Origin of the sequence: Paenilisteria rustica (assembly GCF_013820765.1) — a bacterium.
Classification (GTDB): domain Bacteria; phylum Bacillota; class Bacilli; order Lactobacillales; family Listeriaceae; genus Listeria_A; species Listeria_A rustica.
Map to the genome: position 1 here is coordinate 102,353 of NZ_JABJVM010000008.1, position 22,079 is coordinate 124,431.

The window sequence follows — 22,079 nt, forward strand, 5'->3', positions numbered from 1 at the left end:
TCATCTACTTATTCCTAACTTTTTAATCCATTCAGTGCTTAGTTTCACGCATTCAACATGATATTTATTGCTAAAATCTGTCCAGCCCAGCTTATGCGCTTCTTCGTGATAGATAGCTGATAGCGATATAAAATACGAATCTAGATGATCCAAATTTCTACGATTACGGCCCATGCCAACTAGGTTCTTCGCATGATGCTTTTCAACGCCTTGATTCACGCCACTTATAGCGCATTTACCGTGAATCAAGCAACAGAATGACCAGTGCTGCAGGTTGTAATCCTTGTACATATCTCTGTTTTTTAACTCGATACCTTCTCGTATACAGAAATTGATTAGATACTCTATAAAGTCCGTAGCCTCAGTCATGTTGGCTTTTCCGACCGAGAAGCTATTTCGTCCCAACTCGTCTGCAAACATGGCTTTCATGGTGCTTTTCGTGTACTCTAAATCGATTTTCCTTTGTATAGAAGTGCTTGGCCCTACATACGCAACTGTGATTTCATTCAGCAGCGCATGGATCAGTTTATTTTGCCCTGGTGATTTACGGCGTCCGTCGTGTAGCTGTATCTCGATTTCTGGGCTCATTTTCTCTAATTGGTACTTTGGCATAGGCTCGTCAAATTCGACAATGACGAGCTGTCTACCGCCCTTTTCTCGCACATCGCGAATTTTGGCGAACGTAGTCATTTGGATCAGTCCCTTCAAATTTCTTTTGATTGTACCTCTATGCTTAGAACTACTTGCCCCGGTGGCTGATTGTAATCTGAAATGTAGGTAACTCGGACACATACGATATTGCCTGTGTACCTACCGTTTTCGTATTCTTGAAGCAAAATCGTGTCATTTACTTTGAAATTACGATCATTGTTTCTGACCTCGGCTTTTTTCGCTCCTGACTGCACTGCTTCGAAAAACTCTGGGGCTATCTTAAGTCTATGAACAGTGACTATTTCCGTTGAGTGTGCCTGCTTTTTCATTTGCTAATCACCCGCTTCGTTCCAGTTTCGCGATGGACAAGGTGTAGCTCGTCATGCAAGTTCTTAAAAATCAGCCAGTTGGCGGGGTTCAATCCGTATACTTTAATCTGCTCGCATTCTCGCTTTGTTGGTCGTTTGCCGTTTTTCATACCGCGACGCCTCCCCATTCGTAATAATCATATATAAACGACTCCATTTTCCGCTTATTGAACTGATATAAACGACTATCATCTCTTGTTGGTCGCTCGATTCGTAAGTGACTATCCTTCACAGGTATATATCGATTCATCCAGTCTTTATAACGCTGTATACCTACTCGAGTCAGCTTCACTTTGACATTGTGATTAATGTTAAAAGGTCGCCATTTCATTCGTCACTCCCTACTTCCTCCAGCTCGCCGGCAACAAGCATTTTAGCGACTTCCTCCGCCCGTTCTTTATCCTCGAATGTCGTTGCACGGCTTCTATTTTTTGTATAATCAGGACGCCTGCCACCACCAAATTTGATAAAATAAAGATCTCCTACTCTCACGCGCCATGTCACAGCCTTCATTCCATTTCCTCCTGTTCAAGCGCCCAAGTAGCGAGTTTTTGAATGATAAGATTTTTATTTTCAAGGTCTTTCCATATAAAGAAAAATTCAGCATCATTTTTCGCATAGGTCAAAGTTGCTATTACATCACCTTTATACATTGGAACTAATTTTTTCAACTCCTCAAGCATAAATAGATCGTTAGCATCGAGCTTTTTAACCGTTAGCGCGTCCATCATTTTATTTTTAAGTTCGCTATCAATCCATATACTAACTACGTCACCTTTCTTTTCAGGGAACAGTGCGAGTAAGTGTGATTTTACTTCCTTGCTGTATCCGATTTCCAAAGTTGCGCCGTCTAAATTATTGAACTGTTCTTCGATTAATTCGTTTTCCATGCTCATTCCGCTCCTTCCAGCAATTCTTTATTTTCGGACCTTAATACTTGTTTTGCCTTTCATCGCTAATTCTGCACACGCTTTTGTAGTTTCCTCTACGATTTCATCGACTGATGTAAGCATCAAAGCTCTGACATCTTTTGCATTCAATGCACTTCACCCTACTCTAAATTATCTCGTGTCGTCCAGAACTCAAACCCTGAATCTGTAAGAACCTTTACGCTGTCATCTTCCACTTCTACAATGGTGACAATATCCGTAAATCTCACTTCACCACCAATTTTCAATCCCTCGTTATCTCCACTCATTCAGCTTCCCCCTCACGCTCATTTATTGGCGTACATGCATATTTAATTATCAATGACCCAAGTTCCAATTTACGTGCATCGTCTAGTTGTTCAAATTCTGTAAACACCGTGTCGGAACTCATAAATGCATTTCCATCAATCACCGCAGCTATCGCATCATTAATGTAAATTCGAAAATATGCTTTATCTCGACCAACTAGTCGTATTGTGTAACCTAATTTCTCTACCGCCTGAGTAAACTCGCCTGTTTTCATTCCGCCACCTCAATTTCTAAAAGCTCTGGATTATCGAACTTGTTCCCAACTTTTCGGTATGTTCCTATAAATTTGTATAGTGGATATTCGCGTAAGTCTCCGAGGTACTCGATGTAGCACCACGCGTTAAAGTACATCGACCACATGACTAAGAACCTATTGCCATTCTCATCTTCACAAATATCCTGATCGTAAAGCTTATTTTCGTTTATGTCTGTAATCCCTGTAAATCCGGTGACTGTCTCACGATCTACTTCGTTTTCTGCATAATGTTCCCCAGCATCTTCGACAATCTCATTTCCGTACATTTTTGGCCCGTATGGTGCAAATTCATTAATCCAGTCTCCATACGCGTTAGTATATGTTCCAAATGCCCACTCTCCGTTATCTAGGCGCTTACCTCTGAATTCACTTGGTTTCATGTTTCCGCTCCTCCTCAACTATCCAATTCGCTACGCAACTGATAATAAGCTGTTTCAATCCGCTTATCGCTCCACGTCTCCATTTCTTCTTCGGTGACTTTTTCGCAAAGTATCAATGAGTCCATGTAACTCTGAATTTCTTTCGTCCGCTCCTCTTTTTTCATTGGCTTAATCATCCTCACTGTGTATTTGTTAGTATCTGATACGCTGTCTTGCCTGAAAAACGCGCCTTCCTTGTGATACGTTTTGCCTTCTGCGTAGTTATGTCGTACATCGCTAATCACTCTGTAGCCGCGCTTTTCGGCGTCTGCAATGGCATCGTGTAATTCGTACTCGCGCATCCGGTTTATTGTTATTGGCATTGGGCTTGTCATAGCCTCACCCCATCACTTAGTACGCCAGCTTTGTTATACAGCCGCTTCTTGGGATTTCCGTTTATGATCCACAACTGCAAAAACTCGTCTACGTAGCAGATCCCTGTCTCGAATTTGAAAAATGATTTGTACTCACTCTCAGGGTGATACGCTGTTTTACCGCGATAACATCCGTGTGTAGCTACTATTTTACGCCCTGTTAATGCTTGAATCTCCTTGATAGCTAGCAACACATTTAGTTGCGTGCACGGCTCACCGACATGCTGTATTGTTGTTTCCGGTTCTTCGGTTTCAGTGAATAAATCTAACTGTTCAAAGCTCATTTATTCCACTTCCTCAAATAAATTTAGTTGTCCGTTTCCTGTTGCTGCGGGATTGATAAATAATGCTTCCTGTCTTTTAGCCCCTTGCAAGGCTGTTACTTGAATTTTTTTACCTGCCAATCATGCAATACGTCACGATACAAATCACTATCATATCCACTTAAAATAACTGGGCCGGGGTGCGCTTTTAATACTTCCAACATGTCTTTATGATCCGATTCGATATATTCATGCTCATAATGTTTGCTTGATCTCGTAGAGGGCAGATAGGGTGGATCAGCGTAGATAAGGACTTCTGACCGAGCGCTTTGTTCAATAAGGGCTATCGCATCCAAGTTTTCAATTTGTGCTTCTTTAAGTCTATTTCCAGCTTCCAGAATCGTTGCGGGCATTTTGATCCAATCCTGAACAACATACGGCCCATTTGGAGATACCAGCTTGCGAAAACCTGATTTATTGCTTGTTTTGCCTCCTATCGCAAACCAACAACGGATTAACATCCGTCTCGCATCTTCGAGTGAGTCTGCAGAAACCACTAAACTGTTCTCGAATTCGTCTCGAGCGTACGGTGTATTTTTTATTAAAAAAGCTAATTCCTCAGGCTGTTCACGCATCATCCGAAAGAGATTCACAATTCGTCCATCCAGATCGTTTATAGTTTCGACTAGGCTTTTTTGTTTGTTGAAGAAAACCGCACCACTTCCGAAGTATGGTTCTAAATATGACTGATGACTTGGCATATTCTCAATGATCCATTTCGCGATTTTCCATTTCGAGCCGGGATAATTTAATATTCGTTTCATACCGCACCTACTTGAAAGGGCGGTTTCCCGCCCGATATTTTACTTACCTGTCTTCCAAGACCACCAAGCGAATGCATACGGCGCAACCAGTTGCTTATACTCATCCATCTGCGTTATCAGCGCCTCGGTCTCGATTTCCAAGTCTAATGCGATTTCACGATCGGCCTTCCCTGCTTTTTGCAACATGATCACTCTTTGGGCATCAATATCGATTCCGTCAAATTCCGGTTGGGCAGCCTCTAAAATAAACTGATCTATGATATCAATATCGATTTCTTGCGTTTCCTTCTCGACCTCTAACTTTTCGATTCCCTCGAGTTCGAGTTGTTCTTGCTCGATATGAACTGCCTCAACCAGTCCCGAGTTATCGTCAATTTGATAACGGATTAGCGGCTGCTTAGTGACCTTGTCTCTTTCGGTTGTGAACTCTGTCGTGTTTAGTTTGATACTGACAACACACGGCCGTTTTATTAGTTCTTGAATTTGATCCATTTTGCCGTAAAGGCTACCATTTTCAACCTTTAGTACTAATTCGATAACACCGTCACCTTTTGCTGTGATTTTTTGGGGTACTGGTTTAAATTCCATTTTCATCGACTCCTCATTTTTGGTTATAGTGGTTATTTAAGAATAGCGGTAACTCATACATTTCAGTGATTCGGTAGCATTTATCTGAAGGTTGCTTTATACGGTCTAGAGGAATTGATTTTCTCCCTAGTGTTTCGCAGTCGCTAATCATCTTGCAAAACTCGTCAATCATAATTTTGTAAACTGCCTCATGCACTGTAAAACGGATTAAAACGAAAGCCATACCGCCCATTTGAGCAAAGTTTTGTAAGTAGCTGATTTGATGCGATTGGAAATTGCTAAGCGGAAAACTTGTTTTGTTTTTGGTCTCCTTAGCCTCAAATGCGATACCTTGTCCACCTGCAAGAATGCCCTCAAAATCCACGGTACTTTTCTTCTTTGGGAACGCACTGATGATTTTTCCGTCCTCCCATCGCACTGTCCAATCTGTCGGCCGTTTTTTGATAACTGCTAGTTTTTGTTGCCGATAGTTTTCACATGACTTTTCTATCGCTGATTCGAATTTCATTCCACGATTGGCATGTGTCCTACTTTTTGCTCTAATCATCCCAAATCACCCTCCCTCTACGACTTATCTGTACAGTGTCTAAATCTGGCTTCTCTAGAGTAATAGTTTTATGCACCACTCCGAACCGGCTGAATTGGTGAATCACCTCATACACAGGGGTTCCTACCGACTCCAGCAAAACTAAATCTTCGCCTGATTGCGGATATAACCCTCCGCGGTCAAAATCATAGATAACGGTATATCTTTCTGGACCCGTTACCTCGCATACCTCCCCAGTCTCAAGCTTGTTGTTGATTATTCCCATGACTCGATTTCCCGGCTCAAATCTGCTCACTATCCTTCGCTCCTTTTTCCGCCCACATCTTGGCGTAGTCTACTTTCTGCTTAACGTAGTTGTCTGTTGCCTTGCCGCCACTTAATATCCAATCGTTAATACGGTTATTGACGTCTGCAAGCACAACAAGCGGTACCTTATCGGATATTGCTTCTAGCTCCGCTAAGTAATCAGGCTGACTCATCTACAACAACCTTCTCAATCACCTCGTAACCTTCATATTTTCCTGCCTTGTGCGCCAGCGCATTCTGGACATCCTCGTTGTCGTAGCAGATTGTTTTTGCAACCGGCTTGCCTGCGTTGATCCATAAAATCACATGCTCTGGATCAGGACCATCAAAACCGACCATTTCAACTTTTCCTAGTGTTGCTATCATTTTTCAAACCCCCTCAATCGATAATTACGACCAGTCATCTGAATCAATGTCGTATCTTCCATAGCTCGGCTAAAGCTACGCTCTCCGTAGTATCTGAATAATGTATCCACATCGTAGTTCGTTGTAAATATCGTATGCTTGCCTACACGGCTCTCTACGATTTCAAATATTTTCTCAATAGCAAAACCATTTTTGGTGTTAAAGTCCGCAGGTTTCACGTCTTTAATCTCGCTACCAAAATCATCAAGGACCAGCAGATCCACATCTTCCAATTCTTGAAGTACTTTATCTTCGGAAAACTCACTATCTGCATTGAATGACGATCTAATTTTAGTCAGCAACTTCGCTGTGTTGATGAATAACATGCTCATTTTTCTAGTCTTTAGAACAACGTTTCTTGATTCATCACGTTTCACGACTAAATCTATCTTGCTTAATTCACGCATTATCGCTACCGCTAAGTGACTTTTTCCGATTCCAAAAGTGCCGTACAGCATGATACTTTGCGGATTGCTCACCTTGAAATTAGTTGCATATTTTTTGCAAATCTCCAATGCTCTTTTAGCTTCTTCGGTTTCTGGTTCGTAATTGTCGAAACACGCATTTTCAAGTTTTTTATTTACCATGCTTTGAGAAAAAACCTTGGACATGAGAATATTTTGATCTGCTTTTCGAGCTTTCTCTGCCAACTCTCTATCCTCAGCTTCAATTCGCTCTCTAATCTGCTTCTCTTCCGCGTCAGAAAGGGAGTGCTTCGCCATTCGAGCTTGTAGTTCCGAAATTATATTTGTCGCTGATTGTAGGTTGCTCCTGTTGCTTTTCATCTCCTCCATCCGTTTTCCCTCCAATCCAATTCGTTTCGTGAATATCTGCCTCTTCTGTCGTCCTAACACCATGATCTAGCCAACCACGCAATACAGTATCTACAGTTTTCATCCTGCGCCGGTTGAGCTCAATTGCTTTCTTCATCGCGTGTACAGTCAGTTCGTTGCCGCCTAAATCAAGCAACTTGTTTAGTAGCTCTATATCAAATTGTGACAATCCAGTTATCGCGACATTACTTTCCCAAAATCGGTAGGCAGTAGTAGCAGGTTTTTGTTCGTCGATAATTTGCTCTTTGCTTTCTTCTGCTTTACTTTCTTTTTCTTTACTTTCCTTTACTTTAATTTGTGTACTTAATCCCTGATTTATTTCACATTCGGTAGTGTTTTGTTCGGCGGAACTAGGGGTTTTGTGCAACAAAACGTATTTTATCGCTGTTCCTGGAATATCTTCCTTGTCAATTAATAGGTATTCGATGGGTACTTCTAACTTTTTGCGTTTGTCTACTGCTTTGAAAAAACGGCTTTGAATACCCCTAGAAGTTAATATATTTTCTGTATCGTAAAGAGTTTTGTCGAACAAATCATAGGTTATGCAGTCCGAAATGATAGTTTTTACTTGGTTAATCTCAACATTAACCCGACGAGCGAATAGTATTTGTTCTTTGTCGGACCAGTTATAGAAGAAACCTTCGTTGTAAATTTTCATCATTAGCTTAATAATCACTGCAAAACCTGTGGGTCCGTGTATGGTTTCGATTAGTTGAAATTTATCGTCATAATCCGCATCAACATCAAGCGGAAAATAACTTAGTCCTTGTTTTGTTGGCCGAGCCACGTTGTCACCCCCTAGCTATATAAACTGGTATTCCTGTAAGTTCTTGTATTTCATGTTTAAATCGTTCTGGATCACCGTTGCTATCTGAAATGTGTAGCAGGTGAATCTCTTTTAGCTTCGACAGATCGTTAGCTTTCAAAAAGTCTTTGACGTTCTCAAGACTGAAATGCGATTGTAAAACTCGTTTTTTCTGTGTTCTGTGTACGCGGTCAGACTGGACATTCTCTTCTAAGATGTCAGCTGCGTAATTGCACTCGATCATGAGATAGTCCATTTTCGGAAACTTGTATTTGACGTAATAGCTGTCTGTTATGAAAACTAACCGTTCTTTTGTGTGAATAGAGTCAATCATGAATCCCAAAGGCTCCGATGCATCATGTTGCACATCAAACGGCATAATTCGGAACGTAGCGACCGTTGACGGTGTTTTATTTACTAACTTGAATGTTTGCTTGTCCTGAATTTTTAAAGCCGATATGGTGCCTTCTGACGCGTATACGGGTATGCTTGTTTCTCGTAACATTTTGTTAATGCCTGCCGTGTGATCTCCGTGTTCATGAGAGACTAGGCAGGCTGCTATTTTTGATAAGTTGAACCCTAGACCTTCGCGAATCTTTTTGAATGATATACCGCATTCTAGAAGCAATTCAGAATGCCCGTCTGACAATAGATAGGCATTCCCTTTGCTTCCGCTTGCTAATGTCTTGATAATCATGCGAACGGAGGCTTTTCTATGACTTCTTCTTGCACGACTGATTCTGCTTCGATGACCTCCGCTTGGGCTTCTGGTTCGTTTTGATAATCATCCATTTCGATTATTTCGGCATTAGCGTTCTCTGCGATTTCTTGCTCTACAGCACTCTCTACAGAGTCATCAGGTGATTGATTGAATGTGTCTAAGAGGACGCTGGAATCATCGGAGCTATTGAGATACCTCTTACATGCTCTGTTAATGACTGTTTTTTTAGCCATTTCTTGCGAGAATTTTTCATGAGTTGAGCCTTCTTTTTCAACCGTTGCACCTTTGGACCACATTTGAGATTGTCCCCATGACTGGCGTATTTCGTCCATCGTCATAAATTCCGTGTAATATTCGCCTTCTGGAAGTGTTATAACGCAATATGCTGCAAGTATTTTTTTCTTGTCGATGTTTCCAAATTGCTGGGTATGTTTTAAGTTGCTAATCCGCGCATTCTCAATTTCATAGGTAACCTCGTCACCCTCGTAAACAATCATTGCATCAATGGATTTTGCTCCCGTCACACGCTTGGTAACCGCCATCGTTCCAAAGTAACTTCGTTGGAACGTGAGTGTTTTGCCGTAAACGATAAAGTAGCCCTGTTTTTTTTGTGGGTTTAAACCTTGCACAACCATGTCTAACAATGCATTTGCGATACTATCTCGGGTACAAACTTCTAAAGCAAGCTTCTGGTTACGATCCTTCGTTTCTTGAAGAATCAGCCACGCACTCTTCATTGCATTTTCGGGGCTAAAGTCAGCGGGGAAATGCAGTTCTGCATTCCCTTGTAGTGTTTTCACTTTGCCCTCCACTTGGCTGATAATATCTTTTCTCATCATGGATAATTCATTGCTCATCCGGCATTCCTCCTAAGGCTTTTTCAATTTCGTTTTCAATAGCAAGCAATCTATTTTCAAGCTCTAGTACAATCCCATCTTTCCAAATCGTTACTAATCGCTCATCAATTTCAAAATCTTGAACGAATCGACCAACATATGATCGCTCACAGCTTGGCTTACCCTCGCTTGGGCAATTAATTCCAAGTACACCAATCGAAGCATTTCCTACGCGTGTTTTCGCTTCTTCAATCTCTTTATATTGGCTTCGTAATTTGGACAGATATTTAACCTTTTTATCCACAACGTTTATATCCAACCTATTCACTCACCTTCAAAGTTTTATCATTCTCTGAAACAATCAAGCTAATGACCTGCGATTTCGTCTTGATAAGCTCGGTTACTGATTCGCGGTTGTCAATAAAAATTGGCGCCGCTACCTGGTAATGTTCGTTAAGCGAGTTTATGATGTCCAAACCGCCGTTAATGCGCGATGCTGTATTGAGCCCAGAGGTGTAAGGAACACCGTTTACAGTAACCTCACAACATTCTTCTAGCCCGCCGTTTATCAGTGTTCTAAACAATTTGAAGCGTACAAGCTCGAATTTGTCGTTGATACGGCCTTCCAAGAGGCTCGCTTTCGCTTGAGTGAATTTATTCGTTAAGAACACCATTTTTTCGCACTCGTTGAACAAGTCGGCAAGTTCAGCCTGCTCTTTTTTCAATTCTTCGATTCGTGCATTTATGTTCGAAATCGTCTCAAATTTAGATAAATCGGTACGCAAAGCGGCGATATCGTTCTCGATACTGCCAATTTCGTTCCTAACTTCTGATTCACGCACCGTACTACTTTGTGCGCCGTTTTCGATTTGTTTTCTTACTTCTTCGAGTTTCTGGAACTTCGTTACATAGTCGCCGGTGTTCTCGACTTTCGTTGCGTTAGCTTCCATTTCGGCTAGTTTCTCTTGTTCTAAAGCTAGATCAACACATAGGTTTTGAAGCTCTTCTTTTGCTGTTTTCCGCGCCGCTTCTTCAAAGTCGAGTTGGTTTTGATGACTCTCAATCTGTTCTTTCAGCGCTTGACCATCGGCGACAATTTTTTCGAGTGCTGCGGCTTTTTCGTTGTTGAAATTTGCAATCATCTGATCTAATTTGTCAGGTGGGAAGGTTTGCTCACACGTCGGACAAGTCGCTCGGTGTTCGTCAAACGTTTCTTGTTTCTTCGCGTACCAGTGTTGCTCTAATTGCGCTTTCTGATGTGTTTTAGTTTCAATTGATTTAGTCAGCGTTTCGAAAGTATCTTGCAAGCTACGTTGTACGCCCTCGGCACTCGCAATCTTACCTTGTAAATTGGACATGTCTTGTCGTTTGTCATTTGTTGCGGCATACACTTCGCTTTGATGACGATTCTTAATTTCTTGTAGTTCGCCTTCGATTTTCGATTTTTGAATCATCAATTCAGCAGCGTGCGATCCGTTCCGGATATTTTGCAACTCACCTTGCTTCTCATCCTTAGATAACTCTAATGCTTGAATTTCATCAGTAAGTAGCTGCTGATCTAATTCCGAAACATCCGGCATATTACGCGCTGCTTCATCAATCCGAACTGGTATGTTTTGCAGTTGCTCATTCACATCTTTACGCTTCTGTATCGCGATTTTACGAGCATCCTCGACACTTCGAGCGCCAAGCAAATCTGTTAGTTCGGCTAGCTCCGGATTGGACTGTATCACTTCCTCGTCTGTCACATCACCTGCGATAGTCATCACAACATCACGCTGTTCTTGCCACTTGAGCTGTTCACTGAAAAATGTTGGTGAGGTAATCATTTTAAAAGTATTTTCGTCAATCAAATCCGACACGAAATCCATGTACTCTTTTTTCTTCGCCTTCACGTCGTTGATATAGTAGTCAGTGGTATGGCCTGTAAACTCTTTGTCTATTGCGCCTGTTTTCTTCGTCCATTTTTCTTTGTATACTTTTTTTAGTTCTGTGTGTTTCATCGCGATGGATAACACAGCGCTGACTTCATGTTCTAAAAAGTGAATTTCTTCGCCGTTCTCGTCGCGTGTTTTTATCGAGAACTCCTTTTTGTTTTGGCTATCTTTGTCGAACAATAAGTACATGAAAGCGTCAAAAATCGATGTCTTGCCTGTCCCGTTCGCCCCATACACTGCTAGGTTTTCCTCGAATCTGGATGCTAACTCGAACTCTTTAATACCTTTGAAATTGCGTAGTTTGAGATTTATTAGTCGGATGTTTTTCATTTCTTCTCGTCCCCTCTGTAATTCGGATTAACTGCCAACACTCCATTGGCAAGCCCTTCGCCACCTGCTCGTTGCATATCTTTCAAAGTAGTTTCGTCTGGTCGGTCCATGAATAATACTTCTGCTATGCTCTGTGTCAGCTGCGTATAGAGTGCAAGTAATTCTTCCCTGCCACCGTTCACATTCGCTACGTAATTAAAGCCGTTATCGCCCCCACTTCGAGCAATAGCGGAAATGCAACTGACATTATTATCGGCACGAGAGATAACATTAATGCGATCCGTTAAATTGGAAACCTCTTCAAAAGGCGTTAGTTTTTTGCGCTTCATCGCTGAGCCTCCTTATTGGCTCTCTGCCCGTGTTTGATAACTCCGTCGATAATCCCAAGCGCCCCAGCTTCCTTAACCTCATCGATTACCTCTTCAACTGGAATACTAGTAGCAAACATTGCTACCAACTCTCGAGTTAATCGTTTGTAGGCTTCTAGTAATGCGACTCCTTCGCCTTCAAAAGCCACTGTGGTATCATCATTGTTCAAAACAAGGCCGACCATTGTTGTTCTGTCTTGACTCGTTCGACATACCTTACAAGCTTCAACCACTAAATTGGACGCCTCTTTATAATTGCTCTGTACTGTTTTCATAACTGTTCCCCCATAATATTAAATTTGATGTTGTCGATTTCTGCGATTTTCTCGTTGATTTTATTGAGAAAAGCTTCTCTATCCTCAAGTTGTAAAGTAAAAAACTCTTGCAAATGTGTATCATTACCATATTCAGCAATCTTATCTTGCATATAGATAACCGATCTTTCCGCTGACAACTTCGCTGTAAACAATACTTCTTTCAAAAAAACTACATCAATGCTCTTCTCCATAATAAAAACCCCTATCTTGTAATTTTGGGGCTGTTCGCATATAATAAAGGTGAAATGTATGGCGAACAGCCAATTTATGTGAGCACCCTCTGCAAAGGGTGTTTTTTTATTTGTCTTCTCGTTTGAATCTGCACAACAGAAGTACGAAAACAATAAACCCGATAATCCCGAATACATAACCTTCGTAACCGCTAAGCATTGAACCACCTCATATACCATGATTCAAAACCGATTCGCTTGATCTCCTTGACCTGGTTTACAACTTTCTCAACGATTGTCATTGCTCCGACTAACGACAGTATCGCTATGATTACCATCCAAAGTGGTAGAGTCATATTCATCCGCCTTTCTTTTCGCTTTATCGGCTACAAAGATGTTGCCGTAAATCGTCGCTAACATGAACCCTAAAATGAACCATATTACACCGTTAAGCATGTGCTAATTCCTCCTTTTCCTTCTCCAGCTTTTCTTTTTCCTGCCTAGCTAAAATCCTCGGTGCCGATGTACGTGCAAAGAACTCAGCCATTTTTTGATGCAAGTGTTCTGGTACACCTTCGTGTGTGACATCTTGTTCCAACGTATTCGCCTCCTAATTAATCCAGTGGAATTTTTTAAATTCGGCTTTGCGATCATTCATAAGCCGCTTGACGCTTAAGTTGTAAACCTGTGCTAAGTTAAAGAGTGCGTTGTTCGCGACTGTGCACACGTCTATCAGCTCGTTCATGAACTGCCGTATCTGCTCTTTCTCGTCCTGATTCAACTGATCCGGATTTTTTGCGAGTGTCAACGTGAGTCTATGTTGAACTTCGGCGAACTCTTCCGTCTCATTCTCGAACATTGCCAAAAATGCAAGTCGATGTTGATCTATCGCCGTGCCGTCTAGTAACGGCGCCGTCACTCCATCGCTGAATCGATGTAATAACGCTACTGCGAAGCTTCCATTTTCAATTGTCTTTAGCGCCTGTTCTGCGATGTCCTGCTGCATCTTTCGTTTACCTGTACTTAAGTGCGAGATATTCGCTCGGCTTGTGTGCATCATGCTTGCTAGCTGTTTTTGCGGTACATGTTTTACATACTGCATAGCCGCGCTCGCTTCCGCTGATTTTTTTAATGTTACTGATTTCATGTTGACCCCCTGTTTTGTGCTATCTCCCATATATTGATATAATCTGAATACAATCAAATTCAATTTTAGGAGTGAAAAAATGTCTATACCTGCTTTTAGTGCAACGATCGCCGGAATTTCTTTATTCATTTCAATCTTCACATTATGGAAAAATAGAAAGAGAATCGAAGTTTATTTTGACGACATTAGGTTTATAGAAAAAAATGTTGTTACTCTGCGTAATCCATCTGGAGAAACTGACACTTTTGATTCCGGTTACAAGTGTTCAATTAAAGTTATTAATCTTTCACCAAATGATATCGCCTACTTTGACCTTAGAGCTTTCCCAACCGAAAGTAATATCAACTTCTACCTATTGACGCAAAAAAGCTTACACCCTGCATTTAAAGACTCCCGGATATATGAGGTTCACAATGAAGGGAAATCCATAATAGAGCTTGAAATTCCTGAAAAAAACCACGGATTATTTAAAGGTAATTCATTCACGCATTTCGATATTTTCATAACCGATAGCGGCAGTAGCACCTTTAGTGATGACATTGCTCTGTCCTTTAAAGTTCCTAAGAAGGCGTTTATAAAAGACCCCTATGCAGTTACCAAAAGAAATAAATATAAAGTTCATGGTATTGTTTACAAAATTAATGACCCTGAGAGTCAAGAAAAACATAAATAGCTACAAGAAGTGATCCAATTGAGAAAATCAAGACCGTAATTTCAATCCACATATCACACCTCCTAAGTCGTCCACTGGACGGCTTTTTGTATCTTATTGAACGCGCGTGCTACTTTCTTGTGGTGTATGATTGAAATAACTTATTTACACGTTTCGTGTATTTCTTCTTCAAAAAAAAGAGTCCAGTTAAATCCCATCGCAGCACCAATCAATTTCGCGTTACTTGGGGACGGCGTTCGTTCCCCTTGTTCATACATCGCATAAGTTGTTCTAGCGATTCCGCACTCCTTTGCTGCCAACTCCTGTGTCAACTCTTTTTCTTTGCGAATGTTTACCAACCAAGTTCTCACATTAACCCACCTCCCTAATACACTTAATGTGTAATTACAGTATAATACACGTTAAGTGTAATGTCAACATTATAATACCTTTTTTGTGTAATCACACAAAGAATCTCCAAATTACACATTAAGTGTAGTAGAATATTGATGAAAGGGGTCACTATAAATGGACACTTTAGTATTAAAATCTCTAAGAAAAAGCAGAAACCTTCTTCAAAAAGAAGTCGCTGATAAGATTGGAGTAGCAAGAACTACTTACGCAATGTACGAACAAGGAAATAGAGAACCTGATAATGATGTTCTGAATAAGATTGCTGACTTCTACGATGTGTCAGTTGACTATCTTCTCGGACGCACTGATAACCCATCTGTCGAAAACGTCACCAAAAAATACAATTCTATTGATGACATTGTAAAAGATAAGGAATTACACCAATGGCTTTTCGATTTACTTGACAAGAATCCAGAGAGTTTAGAGAGCATTAAACAGCTCTTTGAGTCGATAAATAATGAAAAGAATAAAAATAACCAATAAAAAACTGCCTATAACCTAGGCAGTTGAAGTCTCCATGTTTATTAATAATAAGTTGATATTACTAGACCTGCGATAAATATAGTCAGGTTTTCCATATCTTCTGATTTTGCACCAAGACTAGATAAAGCATCCGTCACTTTAATATTTTTCGGAGCATCTTCAATTATCTGTAAGTACAGCTCCAAATTTGTCTCTATGTTATCAATTATTTCTGATGTTAATTCCCCACTCAATTGCGCCATTGATGTCACTCCTGTTCATCTCGTAAATTGTATAGTCCCTTTTCTATATGCTATAATCCCGTTGTACGAAGTCTTTTCTTTTGCAATCGGGTTGGATTGGGAGAGCAGACTTCGTTTTTTTCGTCTACATATGGATATTAATAAATGCAACAATAACCAATGTTACTACTGGAAGCGCAATCATCTTGCTTCCGTAAAACATTTTTTTCAGTTTTTTCATAATAGTTCACCCCCTCTAGAATAGTATAGCAGATTATGTAAGAGTTGGATTTTATATACCATATAGAAATATTGAGAGGAGAATACTCATGAAAGCCATAGGCAAAACTATCAGGCAAATAAGACTGATCAAAAGTATGAAACAAAAGGATTTTTCAGAAGTAAGTCAAGCAGGGATAGCAAACATAGAGTCATCTAGAAAAAATATTACACTGGATAAGCTAATAAGTATTCTGGACGATTTTGGTATGTCTTTACGAGAATTTGAGTATATTCGAAACGATTACAAACTATCCCCTACAGACAATTTATTTCTGGATTTCACTAATGTGAAAAATTCAGTTGATCGGGTTCAGGGCAAAAAACTATTGACCCAACTCTCTTCTCACTTAGAAGAATATCCAACCGACTTCATTGCCTACTGTCTATATATTGTTGAAGATGTAATTCTAAAAATCACTGCTCAAAATAGCTATAACATAGAAAGCCCTGAAGCGTTCGAAATCTGGAGTATCCTATACGGGAGATCCGCATGGACTTATCAAGAGGTCTATATTATGTCGAAACTGTTCTTTGTATTCCCCGTTGAGCTAGGAACTTCTATGATTGATCGCATAGAAAGAGAAATGGCAAATTACGTCGATTTTCTCAAGGATATACATTTCGATGCCACTTTCTACACCAACGTAGGTAAATACTATACACACCAAAATCAATTTATGCTTGGAAAAAAATATTTGAATCAAGCTTTACCTCTTTGTGAGAAGTACGATCGAGTAATTATCGAAAATGATGTTTACGCCTACCTAGCAATCATCGACTATTTAGAAGGCAACATGGAAGCTGAAGCTGAAGTACTAGATTGCGTTAATCGATTCCACGCAATGCGAAAACCTGATCTTGCCGAAGATCTAGAAAGCGATTGGAACACATTCTTTAAAGAAAAAGTTTTAAATTAGTATTTACGCATTGCGTTTATATAAAAACATAATAAGGGAGAAGATGAAATGAAGAAGCTGTTTTTACTGGTTTTTATTTTCTTGTTATCTGGTGTTCTGGTATCTTGCGGGGGAAACAATAATGACACGAAGGACGATGATAAAACGAATAAAAATGAAGTGGCTGCAAAGAAAAAGGATCCAGACACAACAAAGATAAATGAAAAATACAAAGAGCTTTCAAAACCGCTTGAGCTTGAAGGAACAGGAAAAGCTACATTAATTAAAACTGGATATTCCGATACATTTAATTTAGATGGAACTGATAAACCTATTAAAGCTTATAAATTCTCTGAACTAGACTTCACTGTGTTAGAAACTCACATTTTTAACTTAGCCTTAAGCGAAGAAGGGAAAATATCTTTTAATGAAAATGGTCCTTTGCAGTGGATTAGCTTTAAAGTCAGATACTATAATCACTCTAACTCAGATGTACTAATTGATAATTCGTTCACCGGTTTAACAACAACGGGATTTAAAGACCTGGCATTCTACTCTACAATGAGTGATGATTTTGGCGGAGTTGAAAATCCTATTAAACCAAATGAAACCAGAGAAGGTTTTATTAATTTTATTGATGATGGGTACAGTGATTTTTCAAAAGCTACACTTAATGTGGCTATAAATTATGAAGAACGAAAAGCCTTTGAGTTTGAATATTTGCCTTTGAAAGAATCTATTCAAAGAGATATGTAGACTTAATTAGAATCGCCCTACGGGGCTTTTCTTTATAAAAAAATTAAGGGAGAGATTGAATTTGAAAGAACTAGTTTATTTAGATAATGAGTTTATTAACTCATTTATTTCGCAGATGTATAATGGATTACCTATTGATCTCCAGAATAGTAAAAAAGAAACTGATCAGGAAGAAGCCACAGAACAATCCTCAGAAAAAACAAATGTAAATCATACTGGAACCCTTGGTATCTATAAAGGGAAATATGATTTTGAAACAAGTGAATCTGATCAGCATATGGTAATGCAGTCCTCAGAAACACAAGAAATCATTTCGAAAAAAATGCATGATAATGCACTTAATGACTTTGAAGAATATTTGACGAACAGTAGCAAACTAATCGAGGATGCACAAAAAATCAAAAAAAATAACTTTATAAAAATAAAGATACCATTTCGGATAATTAACTTAGAACTATTAAAAAATATGTATGGAGAAAACGTTTTAAATTCAGTGCTTTTTTATACTAATCAAGATGATTACGAGGAAGTTAATAAAATTAAACATAATTCAAAACTCTCAACACAAGTAAGAAATTCTCAAATCAAGCAAGTAGAAAGTAAAATTAAAAAAGCTAAAGATGAACTCGAATTGACGTATCAAGGAATTCAACATATGTTTAATGCAACTCTACCTGTGCTACCAACTAATCTCTACTTTAAAAGCGATGATGTCATTATCCCGTTAGATAAAAGATATCTACGAGAAGATCCGCTTTTTCTAGATTTCAAATACAATTCCGATGATTCCTCGAATCCCACATATATAACTCTAATCGGAAAAGTGACCAACAAGACTAAAAAAATCCTAGATGAAAGAGCATTTAAAGAAGATGCAATGATAGGGTATATAAGGCAGTTTAACAGTGTTTTCGAAGAGTTCTTCAAATTGGTAGACTTAATTGATGATGAAAGTTTCATCGTCTCTCCGATTGCTATTTATTTTGACGACGGCGTTGATCTATTCTAACCTCAAGTGCTTTCTTTTTATCTTTAATTTCAAGCCTATTATTTTGGTGAGTTTTTTGGGTATCTTTGACTTTTTCCATGAAATTTTGGTGGTCACGTTTCAAAATTTTCAACATAATAATCCCCTCCTCACTTAATAATATACCACGTGAGACAACGAATTAACATCATTTTTAAATTTTCTTAGCCAAATCTAATACAAAAAAGCATTAATTGATTAATATTAATGCTTTTCTTGTATCATTCAAATATTATTACGACTAAACGGGAGATGAAAAATCATGACAGTAGGAATCTATATACGAGTATCAACAGAAGAACAAGCCAAAGAAGGCTTCTCAATCTCAGCGCAGCGTGAGAAATTACAGGCATACTGCATCGCCCAGGGTTGGGGCGAATTTAAATTCTATGTAGACGAAGGTCTCTCTGCAAAAAATATGGAACGTCCCCTACTCAAAGCATTGCTTAAACATATTGAAACGGGATTGATTGATACGGTTTTGGTTTATAAACTTGATCGGCTAACAAGAAGCGTCGTGGATCTGCACAACATGCTTAACTTCTTTGATAAATACGACTGCTCTTTTAAGAGCGCTACGGAGGTATACGACACGTCTTCTGCAATGGGAAGGTTTTTCATCACAATTATAAGTAGCGTCGCTCAATTCGAGCGTGAGAACACATCCGAGCGTGTTAGCTTTGGAATGGAAGAACGAGCGCGGCAGGGTAAATATATTCCTCTGGCGCCTTTTGGTTACAAAAAAGGGGATGACGGAGTTTTGGTTATCTACGAAGAAGAGGCAACACTTGTGCTTGAGCTTGTAGACAGGCTTCAAAGAGGCTATTCTATACGTCAATGTTGCACTTACTTAGACAATCTAGGCGTTAAAACAAGACGTTCCAACACCGTGTGGAAGAATACTACTTTAAGGCGTATTCTTGAAAATCATGCCCTGTATGGCGCCACAAACTGGTCGGGAAAAGTATTTAAAAACACGCATCCTGGAATACTATCAGAAGATGAGTTTTTCGAACTACAGAACATATTAAAAGCTAGGACTGGACATGTAAGCTCAAGAAAGCGAGCCTTAACACATGTTTTCGCTGGGAAAATAGTATGTCCAAATTGCGGTTATAGAATGTCATGTACCCGCACAAAATACCAGGATCGTTACAACAATGACTATCGATGCGCTAATTGCAAAATATACTACACCCACACTAGTGTTTCTGAACGTAAAATATTAAAAGCGTTTGATAATTATATAGAGTCATTTCAATTAAAATCTTTCGATATAAAAAAAGAAACGAAGCAAGAAAACAATACACGGAAAATAGAAAGACAGATTGTTAATCTTTCGAAGAAACGTGAGAAATACCAAAAAGGATGGGCGTTAGATTTAATAGATGACAACGAGTTTTCAAAACTTATGAAAGAGACTCAATCAGAATTGGATCAACTGGAATCAGAGCTTCCAAAACAGTCCCCCACTTCTGAGAAAACATTTGATGCTATTGCTATCAAAAATATAGTGAAGAATATAAAAGATAACTGGACGGAACTCACACTTGAGGAAAGAAAAGACTTTGTAAATATGTTTATTCAAGATATTCATTATGTAAAGGATGACGGCATAGTAACAATTACGAAAATTGATTTCTACTAAACTCTGTACTTTTGATAATTAAAGACTACTGTATTTATATCCCATTTTTCTTGAAATAAACGCTTGCGAAATTCCCAAAGATTCTCTTCTCTTTCTCACTTTCGCCCAATTGATTTTCTTGTCTGCAGTTGCTTTCATGTGTATCGCTCCATTCTACTCAATTTGTGTTTATAAACCCATAATATCAACTCTAATAGTTGATGTCAAATCGTTACCAGTCATATCGTGTAATAAAATAGCTGTATTGTGTAAGTTATGATATACTATATTCTAAAAGGAGTGATTAAATGCCAAAATTAAGTCATCGGTTAACTATTTTAAGAGAACAGAAAGGTTGGACGAAAGCAGAAACAGCAAGACGGCTCGGCCTTAACGCGACGTCTACGTATGGTAATTGGGAGTACGGCATCAGAGAACCAGACATTGAGATGCTACGCCATATCTCTATGCTATTCGATGTTTCTGTTGATTATCTCGTTGGTCAAAAAAATGATTCCGATTACAAACCAAGCGAGGTAGAAAAACATCCTGATATCGCAAAAACCTTAGAGCAAATCAGGCAAGATCTCCGTTTTGAAGAAAATGTTGCACTCGATGCACAACCTATACGTCCTGAAGTTGTTAAATTTATTGACGATACAATTATCTTTCTGTTAAATCAAGCGCAAAGCCTTAATACTGAACTTCGGAAAGAAGACTAAAACCGTTTTTCTATATATATTAAGTTTCAACCTATTCTTTTTGTGGAAAAAGGTAAAGACTATAAATATAAATAAGGGAGGCGATCCATTTGTCTCATTGGTATTTTCAAAAGAATAACAAGACAATTGGTCCATTAACAGATTACGAACTCAGAACACTATACAAAAGAAAGGAACTATCTGCTGAAACAAAAGTGAAGCAAGAGGAAAATGGCGAGTGGCTACTTCTAAAGGATAGCCCAATTTTCCAAACGATTCACGAATCTCACGGTCCGCATGACACTTCAAAAGGGCCTAAAAAGGAGGCAAACCACCATCCCCACGAAAAAAACGGGGCGCAACATTTAGGCTTAGGTGATATTTTTGCCGACGTCTTTAAAAAGCATCCTAAATCAGACAGCGAGAAAGTCTTTATCGCGGGTACTACTTACACAACGCCGAAAGAAGGAGATATTGCATCTTCTTGGACGAGACCGTTCCTTTTCTCTCGTGTCTTTTTCGCGCTAGCTATCACTTATTTATTATTACTCGCTTGTACTTATATTTTCTCTAATTCGAATACGATTCCTGGCTTGATGGTTATTGGATCGTTCACCATGCCATTTTCGGTACTCGTGTTATTTTTCGAAATCAATGCTCCGCGGAATATTAGTTTCTTCGATGTTTTAAAAATGTTCTTTATCGGTGGTGTCGCAGCGCTTGTGGCCACGCTGATTCTATACGATGTGATTCCCGTTGGACAATTAAACTACTTTAATGCCTTCTTAGTTGGTATTATTGAAGAAACTGGTAAAATGGTCATTGTTGCCCTCTTTATCGTGGCGCTGAAACCAAAATATATTTTGAATGGTTTACTTATTGGAGCAGCTGTTGGCGCTGGTTTTGCGGCCTTCGAATCGCTTGGTTATGCGTTTAATTACAGTATTGAAGTTGCAGCCGTATTTAAAAACCTACAATTTGCCGGTGATACAATGTTAAACATCATTTTCTCTCGCGGCTGGCAGTCTATCGGTGGACACGTGGTCTGGGCAGCTATTTCCGGTGCCGCACTAATGATCGCAAAAGGATCCGATCCGAAACTCCAAATGCGTCATATCTTTACAGGCAGATTCTTAAGCCTATTCATTATCCCGATTGGTCTTCACTTCCTTTGGGATTGCCCTTGGAACCCACTGCCACAAATTGCGTTCAAACAAATTTTACTTATCGTTGTTGTTTGGATCGTTATCTTCTCACTTATCAATAAAGGTTTACGCCAAATTTCAGGTGAAAAGCCTGCGAAAGCGTAATTTTGCG

General features: G+C 39.3%; 40 protein-coding genes. 8 read left to right on the forward strand and 32 right to left on the reverse strand.

Features of this window, described 5'->3' with window-relative positions:
* The 29 genes from HPK16_RS09380 to HPK16_RS09515 form a co-directional block, all read right to left on the reverse strand.
* Positions 1–690: a putative HNHc nuclease gene (locus tag HPK16_RS09380; protein WP_181676712.1), complete on the reverse strand. Its 690-nt coding sequence runs from the start codon at positions 688–690 to the stop codon at positions 1–3.
* Positions 691–704: 14 nt separating this feature from the next.
* Complete coding sequence (locus tag HPK16_RS09385; protein ID WP_181676713.1) at positions 705–980, reverse strand: DUF3850 domain-containing protein; 276 nt, start codon at positions 978–980, stop codon at positions 705–707.
* Positions 977–1,129: a DUF6906 family protein gene (locus HPK16_RS09390; RefSeq protein WP_181676714.1), complete on the reverse strand. Its 153-nt coding sequence runs from the start codon at positions 1,127–1,129 to the stop codon at positions 977–979. The genes HPK16_RS09385 and HPK16_RS09390 overlap by 4 nt, the downstream gene beginning before the upstream one ends.
* Entirely contained in the window at positions 1,126–1,350 is a 225-nt protein-coding gene (locus tag HPK16_RS09395; protein WP_181676715.1) for a hypothetical protein, read from the reverse strand. Before HPK16_RS09395 ends, HPK16_RS09390 begins: the two co-directional genes overlap by 4 nt.
* Positions 1,347–1,532, reverse strand: a complete 186-nt coding sequence (locus HPK16_RS09400) for a hypothetical protein (RefSeq protein ID WP_181676716.1) — start codon at positions 1,530–1,532, stop codon at positions 1,347–1,349. Before HPK16_RS09400 ends, HPK16_RS09395 begins: the two co-directional genes overlap by 4 nt.
* Positions 1,529–1,909 (reverse strand): hypothetical protein, encoded by a 381-nt coding sequence (locus tag HPK16_RS09405; protein WP_181676717.1) that lies wholly within the window; start codon positions 1,907–1,909, stop codon positions 1,529–1,531. Before HPK16_RS09405 ends, HPK16_RS09400 begins: the two co-directional genes overlap by 4 nt.
* Before the next feature lie 27 nt (positions 1,910–1,936).
* Positions 1,937–2,059: a hypothetical protein gene (locus HPK16_RS17000; RefSeq protein WP_281368036.1), complete on the reverse strand. Its 123-nt coding sequence runs from the start codon at positions 2,057–2,059 to the stop codon at positions 1,937–1,939.
* An 11-nt stretch (positions 2,060–2,070) separates the two neighbouring features.
* Positions 2,071–2,217 carry a hypothetical protein gene (locus HPK16_RS09410; RefSeq protein ID WP_181676718.1) on the reverse strand — a complete coding sequence of 49 codons (147 nt, stop codon included), beginning with the start codon at positions 2,215–2,217 and terminating at the stop codon, positions 2,071–2,073.
* Entirely contained in the window at positions 2,214–2,471 is a 258-nt protein-coding gene (locus HPK16_RS09415; protein WP_181676719.1) for a hypothetical protein, read from the reverse strand. Before HPK16_RS09415 ends, HPK16_RS09410 begins: the two co-directional genes overlap by 4 nt.
* The gene (locus tag HPK16_RS09420) at positions 2,468–2,893 is read right to left on the reverse strand and encodes a YopX family protein (protein WP_181676720.1); all 426 of its coding nucleotides are present in this window, start codon (positions 2,891–2,893) and stop codon (positions 2,468–2,470) included. Before HPK16_RS09420 ends, HPK16_RS09415 begins: the two co-directional genes overlap by 4 nt.
* A 14-nt stretch (positions 2,894–2,907) precedes the next feature.
* A complete protein-coding gene (locus tag HPK16_RS09425) occupies positions 2,908–3,267 on the reverse strand; it encodes a hypothetical protein (RefSeq protein ID WP_181676721.1) in 360 nt (119 codons plus the stop codon).
* A complete protein-coding gene (locus HPK16_RS09430; RefSeq protein ID WP_181676722.1) occupies positions 3,264–3,590 on the reverse strand; it encodes a hypothetical protein in 327 nt (108 codons plus the stop codon). Before HPK16_RS09430 ends, HPK16_RS09425 begins: the two co-directional genes overlap by 4 nt.
* A 95-nt stretch (positions 3,591–3,685) precedes the next feature.
* On the reverse strand, positions 3,686–4,393 hold the full coding sequence (locus tag HPK16_RS09435; RefSeq protein ID WP_343064811.1) for a DNA adenine methylase: 708 nt from the start codon (positions 4,391–4,393) through the stop codon (positions 3,686–3,688).
* Between the two features lie 39 nt (positions 4,394–4,432).
* Positions 4,433–4,981 (reverse strand): hypothetical protein, encoded by a 549-nt coding sequence (locus HPK16_RS09440; RefSeq protein ID WP_181676723.1) that lies wholly within the window; start codon positions 4,979–4,981, stop codon positions 4,433–4,435.
* Between the two features lie 13 nt (positions 4,982–4,994).
* Positions 4,995–5,528: a Holliday junction resolvase RecU gene (locus HPK16_RS09445; protein ID WP_181676724.1), complete on the reverse strand. Its 534-nt coding sequence runs from the start codon at positions 5,526–5,528 to the stop codon at positions 4,995–4,997.
* Positions 5,529–5,809: 281 nt separating this feature from the next.
* Positions 5,810–6,007: a DUF6877 family protein gene (locus tag HPK16_RS09450; RefSeq protein WP_181676725.1), complete on the reverse strand. Its 198-nt coding sequence runs from the start codon at positions 6,005–6,007 to the stop codon at positions 5,810–5,812.
* Positions 5,994–6,200, reverse strand: coding sequence for a hypothetical protein (locus HPK16_RS09455; protein ID WP_181676726.1), 207 nt, complete (start codon positions 6,198–6,200; stop codon positions 5,994–5,996). Before HPK16_RS09455 ends, HPK16_RS09450 begins: the two co-directional genes overlap by 14 nt.
* A complete protein-coding gene (locus HPK16_RS09460; protein ID WP_246369375.1) occupies positions 6,197–6,961 on the reverse strand; it encodes an ATP-binding protein in 765 nt (254 codons plus the stop codon). Before HPK16_RS09460 ends, HPK16_RS09455 begins: the two co-directional genes overlap by 4 nt.
* A complete protein-coding gene (locus tag HPK16_RS17105) occupies positions 6,939–7,859 on the reverse strand; it encodes a Lin1244/Lin1753 domain-containing protein (protein ID WP_181676728.1) in 921 nt (306 codons plus the stop codon). Before HPK16_RS17105 ends, HPK16_RS09460 begins: the two co-directional genes overlap by 23 nt.
* 4 nt (positions 7,860–7,863) lie before the next feature.
* Entirely contained in the window at positions 7,864–8,574 is a 711-nt protein-coding gene (locus HPK16_RS09470; RefSeq protein WP_181676729.1) for an MBL fold metallo-hydrolase, read from the reverse strand.
* Complete coding sequence (locus tag HPK16_RS09475; protein ID WP_181676730.1) at positions 8,571–9,455, reverse strand: recombinase RecT; 885 nt, start codon at positions 9,453–9,455, stop codon at positions 8,571–8,573. Before HPK16_RS09475 ends, HPK16_RS09470 begins: the two co-directional genes overlap by 4 nt.
* Positions 9,445–9,753: a hypothetical protein gene (locus HPK16_RS09480; protein ID WP_059140768.1), complete on the reverse strand. Its 309-nt coding sequence runs from the start codon at positions 9,751–9,753 to the stop codon at positions 9,445–9,447. Before HPK16_RS09480 ends, HPK16_RS09475 begins: the two co-directional genes overlap by 11 nt.
* Position 9,754: 1 nt before the next feature.
* On the reverse strand, positions 9,755–11,701 hold the full coding sequence (locus tag HPK16_RS09485) for an AAA family ATPase (protein WP_181676731.1): 1,947 nt from the start codon (positions 11,699–11,701) through the stop codon (positions 9,755–9,757).
* Positions 11,698–12,030: a hypothetical protein gene (locus HPK16_RS09490; protein WP_181676732.1), complete on the reverse strand. Its 333-nt coding sequence runs from the start codon at positions 12,028–12,030 to the stop codon at positions 11,698–11,700. The genes HPK16_RS09485 and HPK16_RS09490 overlap by 4 nt, the downstream gene beginning before the upstream one ends.
* The gene (locus HPK16_RS09495; protein WP_181676733.1) at positions 12,027–12,344 is read right to left on the reverse strand and encodes a hypothetical protein; all 318 of its coding nucleotides are present in this window, start codon (positions 12,342–12,344) and stop codon (positions 12,027–12,029) included. Before HPK16_RS09495 ends, HPK16_RS09490 begins: the two co-directional genes overlap by 4 nt.
* Positions 12,341–12,577 (reverse strand): hypothetical protein, encoded by a 237-nt coding sequence (locus HPK16_RS09500; RefSeq protein ID WP_181676734.1) that lies wholly within the window; start codon positions 12,575–12,577, stop codon positions 12,341–12,343. Before HPK16_RS09500 ends, HPK16_RS09495 begins: the two co-directional genes overlap by 4 nt.
* A 267-nt stretch (positions 12,578–12,844) precedes the next feature.
* The gene (locus HPK16_RS09505) at positions 12,845–13,012 is read right to left on the reverse strand and encodes a hypothetical protein (RefSeq protein WP_181676735.1); all 168 of its coding nucleotides are present in this window, start codon (positions 13,010–13,012) and stop codon (positions 12,845–12,847) included.
* Positions 13,005–13,154, reverse strand: a complete 150-nt coding sequence (locus HPK16_RS09510) for a hypothetical protein (protein ID WP_181676776.1) — start codon at positions 13,152–13,154, stop codon at positions 13,005–13,007. The genes HPK16_RS09505 and HPK16_RS09510 overlap by 8 nt, the downstream gene beginning before the upstream one ends.
* 12 nt (positions 13,155–13,166) lie before the next feature.
* On the reverse strand, positions 13,167–13,703 hold the full coding sequence (locus HPK16_RS09515) for a hypothetical protein (RefSeq protein WP_181676736.1): 537 nt from the start codon (positions 13,701–13,703) through the stop codon (positions 13,167–13,169).
* Between the two features lie 79 nt (positions 13,704–13,782).
* On the opposite strand from HPK16_RS09515, the gene HPK16_RS09520 reads away from it, so the two are divergent.
* Positions 13,783–14,376: a hypothetical protein gene (locus HPK16_RS09520; RefSeq protein ID WP_181676737.1), complete on the forward strand. Its 594-nt coding sequence runs from the start codon at positions 13,783–13,785 to the stop codon at positions 14,374–14,376.
* Positions 14,377–14,516: 140 nt separating this feature from the next.
* On the opposite strand, the gene HPK16_RS09525 is transcribed toward HPK16_RS09520, so the two are convergent.
* Positions 14,517–14,726: a helix-turn-helix domain-containing protein gene (locus HPK16_RS09525; protein WP_181676738.1), complete on the reverse strand. Its 210-nt coding sequence runs from the start codon at positions 14,724–14,726 to the stop codon at positions 14,517–14,519.
* Between the two features lie 157 nt (positions 14,727–14,883).
* Here HPK16_RS09525 and HPK16_RS09530 point away from each other — a divergent pair, with 157 nt between their 5' ends.
* Complete coding sequence (locus HPK16_RS09530) at positions 14,884–15,252, forward strand: helix-turn-helix domain-containing protein (RefSeq protein ID WP_181676739.1); 369 nt, start codon at positions 14,884–14,886, stop codon at positions 15,250–15,252.
* A 41-nt stretch (positions 15,253–15,293) separates the two neighbouring features.
* Here HPK16_RS09530 and HPK16_RS09535 read toward each other — a convergent pair whose 3' ends face one another.
* Positions 15,294–15,494 (reverse strand): hypothetical protein, encoded by a 201-nt coding sequence (locus tag HPK16_RS09535; protein ID WP_181676740.1) that lies wholly within the window; start codon positions 15,492–15,494, stop codon positions 15,294–15,296.
* Between the two features lie 308 nt (positions 15,495–15,802).
* Here HPK16_RS09535 and HPK16_RS09540 point away from each other — a divergent pair, with 308 nt between their 5' ends.
* The 3 genes from HPK16_RS09540 to HPK16_RS09550 all read left to right on the forward strand — a co-directional run bounded on the left by HPK16_RS09540 (position 15,803) and on the right by HPK16_RS09550 (position 18,416).
* On the forward strand, positions 15,803–16,672 hold the full coding sequence (locus HPK16_RS09540; protein WP_181676741.1) for a helix-turn-helix domain-containing protein: 870 nt from the start codon (positions 15,803–15,805) through the stop codon (positions 16,670–16,672).
* A 48-nt stretch (positions 16,673–16,720) separates the two neighbouring features.
* On the forward strand, positions 16,721–17,407 hold the full coding sequence (locus HPK16_RS09545) for a hypothetical protein (protein WP_181676742.1): 687 nt from the start codon (positions 16,721–16,723) through the stop codon (positions 17,405–17,407).
* 61 nt (positions 17,408–17,468) lie between these two features.
* A complete protein-coding gene (locus HPK16_RS09550; protein WP_181676743.1) occupies positions 17,469–18,416 on the forward strand; it encodes a DUF6414 family protein in 948 nt (315 codons plus the stop codon).
* On the opposite strand, the gene HPK16_RS09555 is transcribed toward HPK16_RS09550, so the two are convergent.
* Positions 18,382–18,531, reverse strand: coding sequence for a hypothetical protein (locus tag HPK16_RS09555; RefSeq protein WP_181676744.1), 150 nt, complete (start codon positions 18,529–18,531; stop codon positions 18,382–18,384). The genes HPK16_RS09550 and HPK16_RS09555 overlap by 35 nt on opposite strands.
* Before the next feature lie 165 nt (positions 18,532–18,696).
* Between HPK16_RS09555 and HPK16_RS09560 the strand changes: the two genes are divergently transcribed.
* The 3 genes from HPK16_RS09560 (at position 18,697) to HPK16_RS09570 (ending at position 22,072) form a co-directional block, all read left to right on the forward strand.
* Positions 18,697–20,082: a recombinase family protein gene (locus tag HPK16_RS09560; RefSeq protein ID WP_181676745.1), complete on the forward strand. Its 1,386-nt coding sequence runs from the start codon at positions 18,697–18,699 to the stop codon at positions 20,080–20,082.
* A 287-nt stretch (positions 20,083–20,369) separates the two neighbouring features.
* Positions 20,370–20,783, forward strand: a complete 414-nt coding sequence (locus tag HPK16_RS09565) for a helix-turn-helix domain-containing protein (protein WP_181676746.1) — start codon at positions 20,370–20,372, stop codon at positions 20,781–20,783.
* Between the two features lie 89 nt (positions 20,784–20,872).
* A complete protein-coding gene (locus HPK16_RS09570) occupies positions 20,873–22,072 on the forward strand; it encodes a PrsW family glutamic-type intramembrane protease (RefSeq protein WP_181676747.1) in 1,200 nt (399 codons plus the stop codon).
* The last annotated feature ends 7 nt before the right edge of the window (positions 22,073–22,079 follow it).

What these genes read in the sequence shown, in the direction of transcription:
- HPK16_RS09435 (WP_343064811.1), bottom strand. Translation starts at nt 4,393, where the DNA reads ATGAAACGAATATTAAATTATCCCGGCTCGAAATGGAAAATCGCGAAA.
- HPK16_RS09520 (WP_181676737.1), top strand. Translation starts at nt 13,783, where the DNA reads ATGTCTATACCTGCTTTTAGTGCAACGATCGCCGGAATTTCTTTATTC.
- HPK16_RS09530 (WP_181676739.1), top strand. Translation starts at nt 14,884, where the DNA reads ATGGACACTTTAGTATTAAAATCTCTAAGAAAAAGCAGAAACCTTCTT.
- HPK16_RS09540 (WP_181676741.1), top strand. Translation starts at nt 15,803, where the DNA reads ATGAAAGCCATAGGCAAAACTATCAGGCAAATAAGACTGATCAAAAGT.
- HPK16_RS09405 (WP_181676717.1), bottom strand. Translation starts at nt 1,909, where the DNA reads ATGGAAAACGAATTAATCGAAGAACAGTTCAATAATTTAGACGGCGCA.
- HPK16_RS09495 (WP_181676733.1), bottom strand. Translation starts at nt 12,344, where the DNA reads ATGAAAACAGTACAGAGCAATTATAAAGAGGCGTCCAATTTAGTGGTT.
- HPK16_RS09470 (WP_181676729.1), bottom strand. Translation starts at nt 8,574, where the DNA reads ATGATTATCAAGACATTAGCAAGCGGAAGCAAAGGGAATGCCTATCTA.
- HPK16_RS09420 (WP_181676720.1), bottom strand. Translation starts at nt 2,893, where the DNA reads ATGAAACCAAGTGAATTCAGAGGTAAGCGCCTAGATAACGGAGAGTGG.
- HPK16_RS09390 (WP_181676714.1), bottom strand. Translation starts at nt 1,129, where the DNA reads ATGAAAAACGGCAAACGACCAACAAAGCGAGAATGCGAGCAGATTAAA.
- HPK16_RS09385 (WP_181676713.1), bottom strand. Translation starts at nt 980, where the DNA reads ATGAAAAAGCAGGCACACTCAACGGAAATAGTCACTGTTCATAGACTT.
- HPK16_RS09430 (WP_181676722.1), bottom strand. Translation starts at nt 3,590, where the DNA reads ATGAGCTTTGAACAGTTAGATTTATTCACTGAAACCGAAGAACCGGAA.
- HPK16_RS09565 (WP_181676746.1), top strand. Translation starts at nt 20,370, where the DNA reads ATGCCAAAATTAAGTCATCGGTTAACTATTTTAAGAGAACAGAAAGGT.
- HPK16_RS09545 (WP_181676742.1), top strand. Translation starts at nt 16,721, where the DNA reads ATGAAGAAGCTGTTTTTACTGGTTTTTATTTTCTTGTTATCTGGTGTT.
- HPK16_RS09505 (WP_181676735.1), bottom strand. Translation starts at nt 13,012, where the DNA reads ATGCTTAACGGTGTAATATGGTTCATTTTAGGGTTCATGTTAGCGACG.
- HPK16_RS09490 (WP_181676732.1), bottom strand. Translation starts at nt 12,030, where the DNA reads ATGAAGCGCAAAAAACTAACGCCTTTTGAAGAGGTTTCCAATTTAACG.
- HPK16_RS09400 (WP_181676716.1), bottom strand. Translation starts at nt 1,532, where the DNA reads ATGAAGGCTGTGACATGGCGCGTGAGAGTAGGAGATCTTTATTTTATC.
- HPK16_RS09560 (WP_181676745.1), top strand. Translation starts at nt 18,697, where the DNA reads ATGACAGTAGGAATCTATATACGAGTATCAACAGAAGAACAAGCCAAA.
- HPK16_RS09445 (WP_181676724.1), bottom strand. Translation starts at nt 5,528, where the DNA reads ATGATTAGAGCAAAAAGTAGGACACATGCCAATCGTGGAATGAAATTC.
- HPK16_RS09410 (WP_181676718.1), bottom strand. Translation starts at nt 2,217, where the DNA reads ATGAGTGGAGATAACGAGGGATTGAAAATTGGTGGTGAAGTGAGATTT.
- HPK16_RS09475 (WP_181676730.1), bottom strand. Translation starts at nt 9,455, where the DNA reads ATGAGCAATGAATTATCCATGATGAGAAAAGATATTATCAGCCAAGTG.
- HPK16_RS09450 (WP_181676725.1), bottom strand. Translation starts at nt 6,007, where the DNA reads ATGAGTCAGCCTGATTACTTAGCGGAGCTAGAAGCAATATCCGATAAG.
- HPK16_RS09555 (WP_181676744.1), bottom strand. Translation starts at nt 18,531, where the DNA reads ATGTTGAAAATTTTGAAACGTGACCACCAAAATTTCATGGAAAAAGTC.
- HPK16_RS09515 (WP_181676736.1), bottom strand. Translation starts at nt 13,703, where the DNA reads ATGAAATCAGTAACATTAAAAAAATCAGCGGAAGCGAGCGCGGCTATG.
- HPK16_RS09395 (WP_181676715.1), bottom strand. Translation starts at nt 1,350, where the DNA reads ATGAAATGGCGACCTTTTAACATTAATCACAATGTCAAAGTGAAGCTG.
- HPK16_RS09380 (WP_181676712.1), bottom strand. Translation starts at nt 690, where the DNA reads ATGACTACGTTCGCCAAAATTCGCGATGTGCGAGAAAAGGGCGGTAGA.
- HPK16_RS09425 (WP_181676721.1), bottom strand. Translation starts at nt 3,267, where the DNA reads ATGACAAGCCCAATGCCAATAACAATAAACCGGATGCGCGAGTACGAA.
- HPK16_RS09460 (WP_246369375.1), bottom strand. Translation starts at nt 6,961, where the DNA reads ATGGCGAAGCACTCCCTTTCTGACGCGGAAGAGAAGCAGATTAGAGAG.
- HPK16_RS09440 (WP_181676723.1), bottom strand. Translation starts at nt 4,981, where the DNA reads ATGGAATTTAAACCAGTACCCCAAAAAATCACAGCAAAAGGTGACGGT.
- HPK16_RS09415 (WP_181676719.1), bottom strand. Translation starts at nt 2,471, where the DNA reads ATGAAAACAGGCGAGTTTACTCAGGCGGTAGAGAAATTAGGTTACACA.
- HPK16_RS09500 (WP_181676734.1), bottom strand. Translation starts at nt 12,577, where the DNA reads ATGGAGAAGAGCATTGATGTAGTTTTTTTGAAAGAAGTATTGTTTACA.
- HPK16_RS09535 (WP_181676740.1), bottom strand. Translation starts at nt 15,494, where the DNA reads ATGGCGCAATTGAGTGGGGAATTAACATCAGAAATAATTGATAACATA.
- HPK16_RS09485 (WP_181676731.1), bottom strand. Translation starts at nt 11,701, where the DNA reads ATGAAAAACATCCGACTAATAAATCTCAAACTACGCAATTTCAAAGGT.
- HPK16_RS09455 (WP_181676726.1), bottom strand. Translation starts at nt 6,200, where the DNA reads ATGATAGCAACACTAGGAAAAGTTGAAATGGTCGGTTTTGATGGTCCT.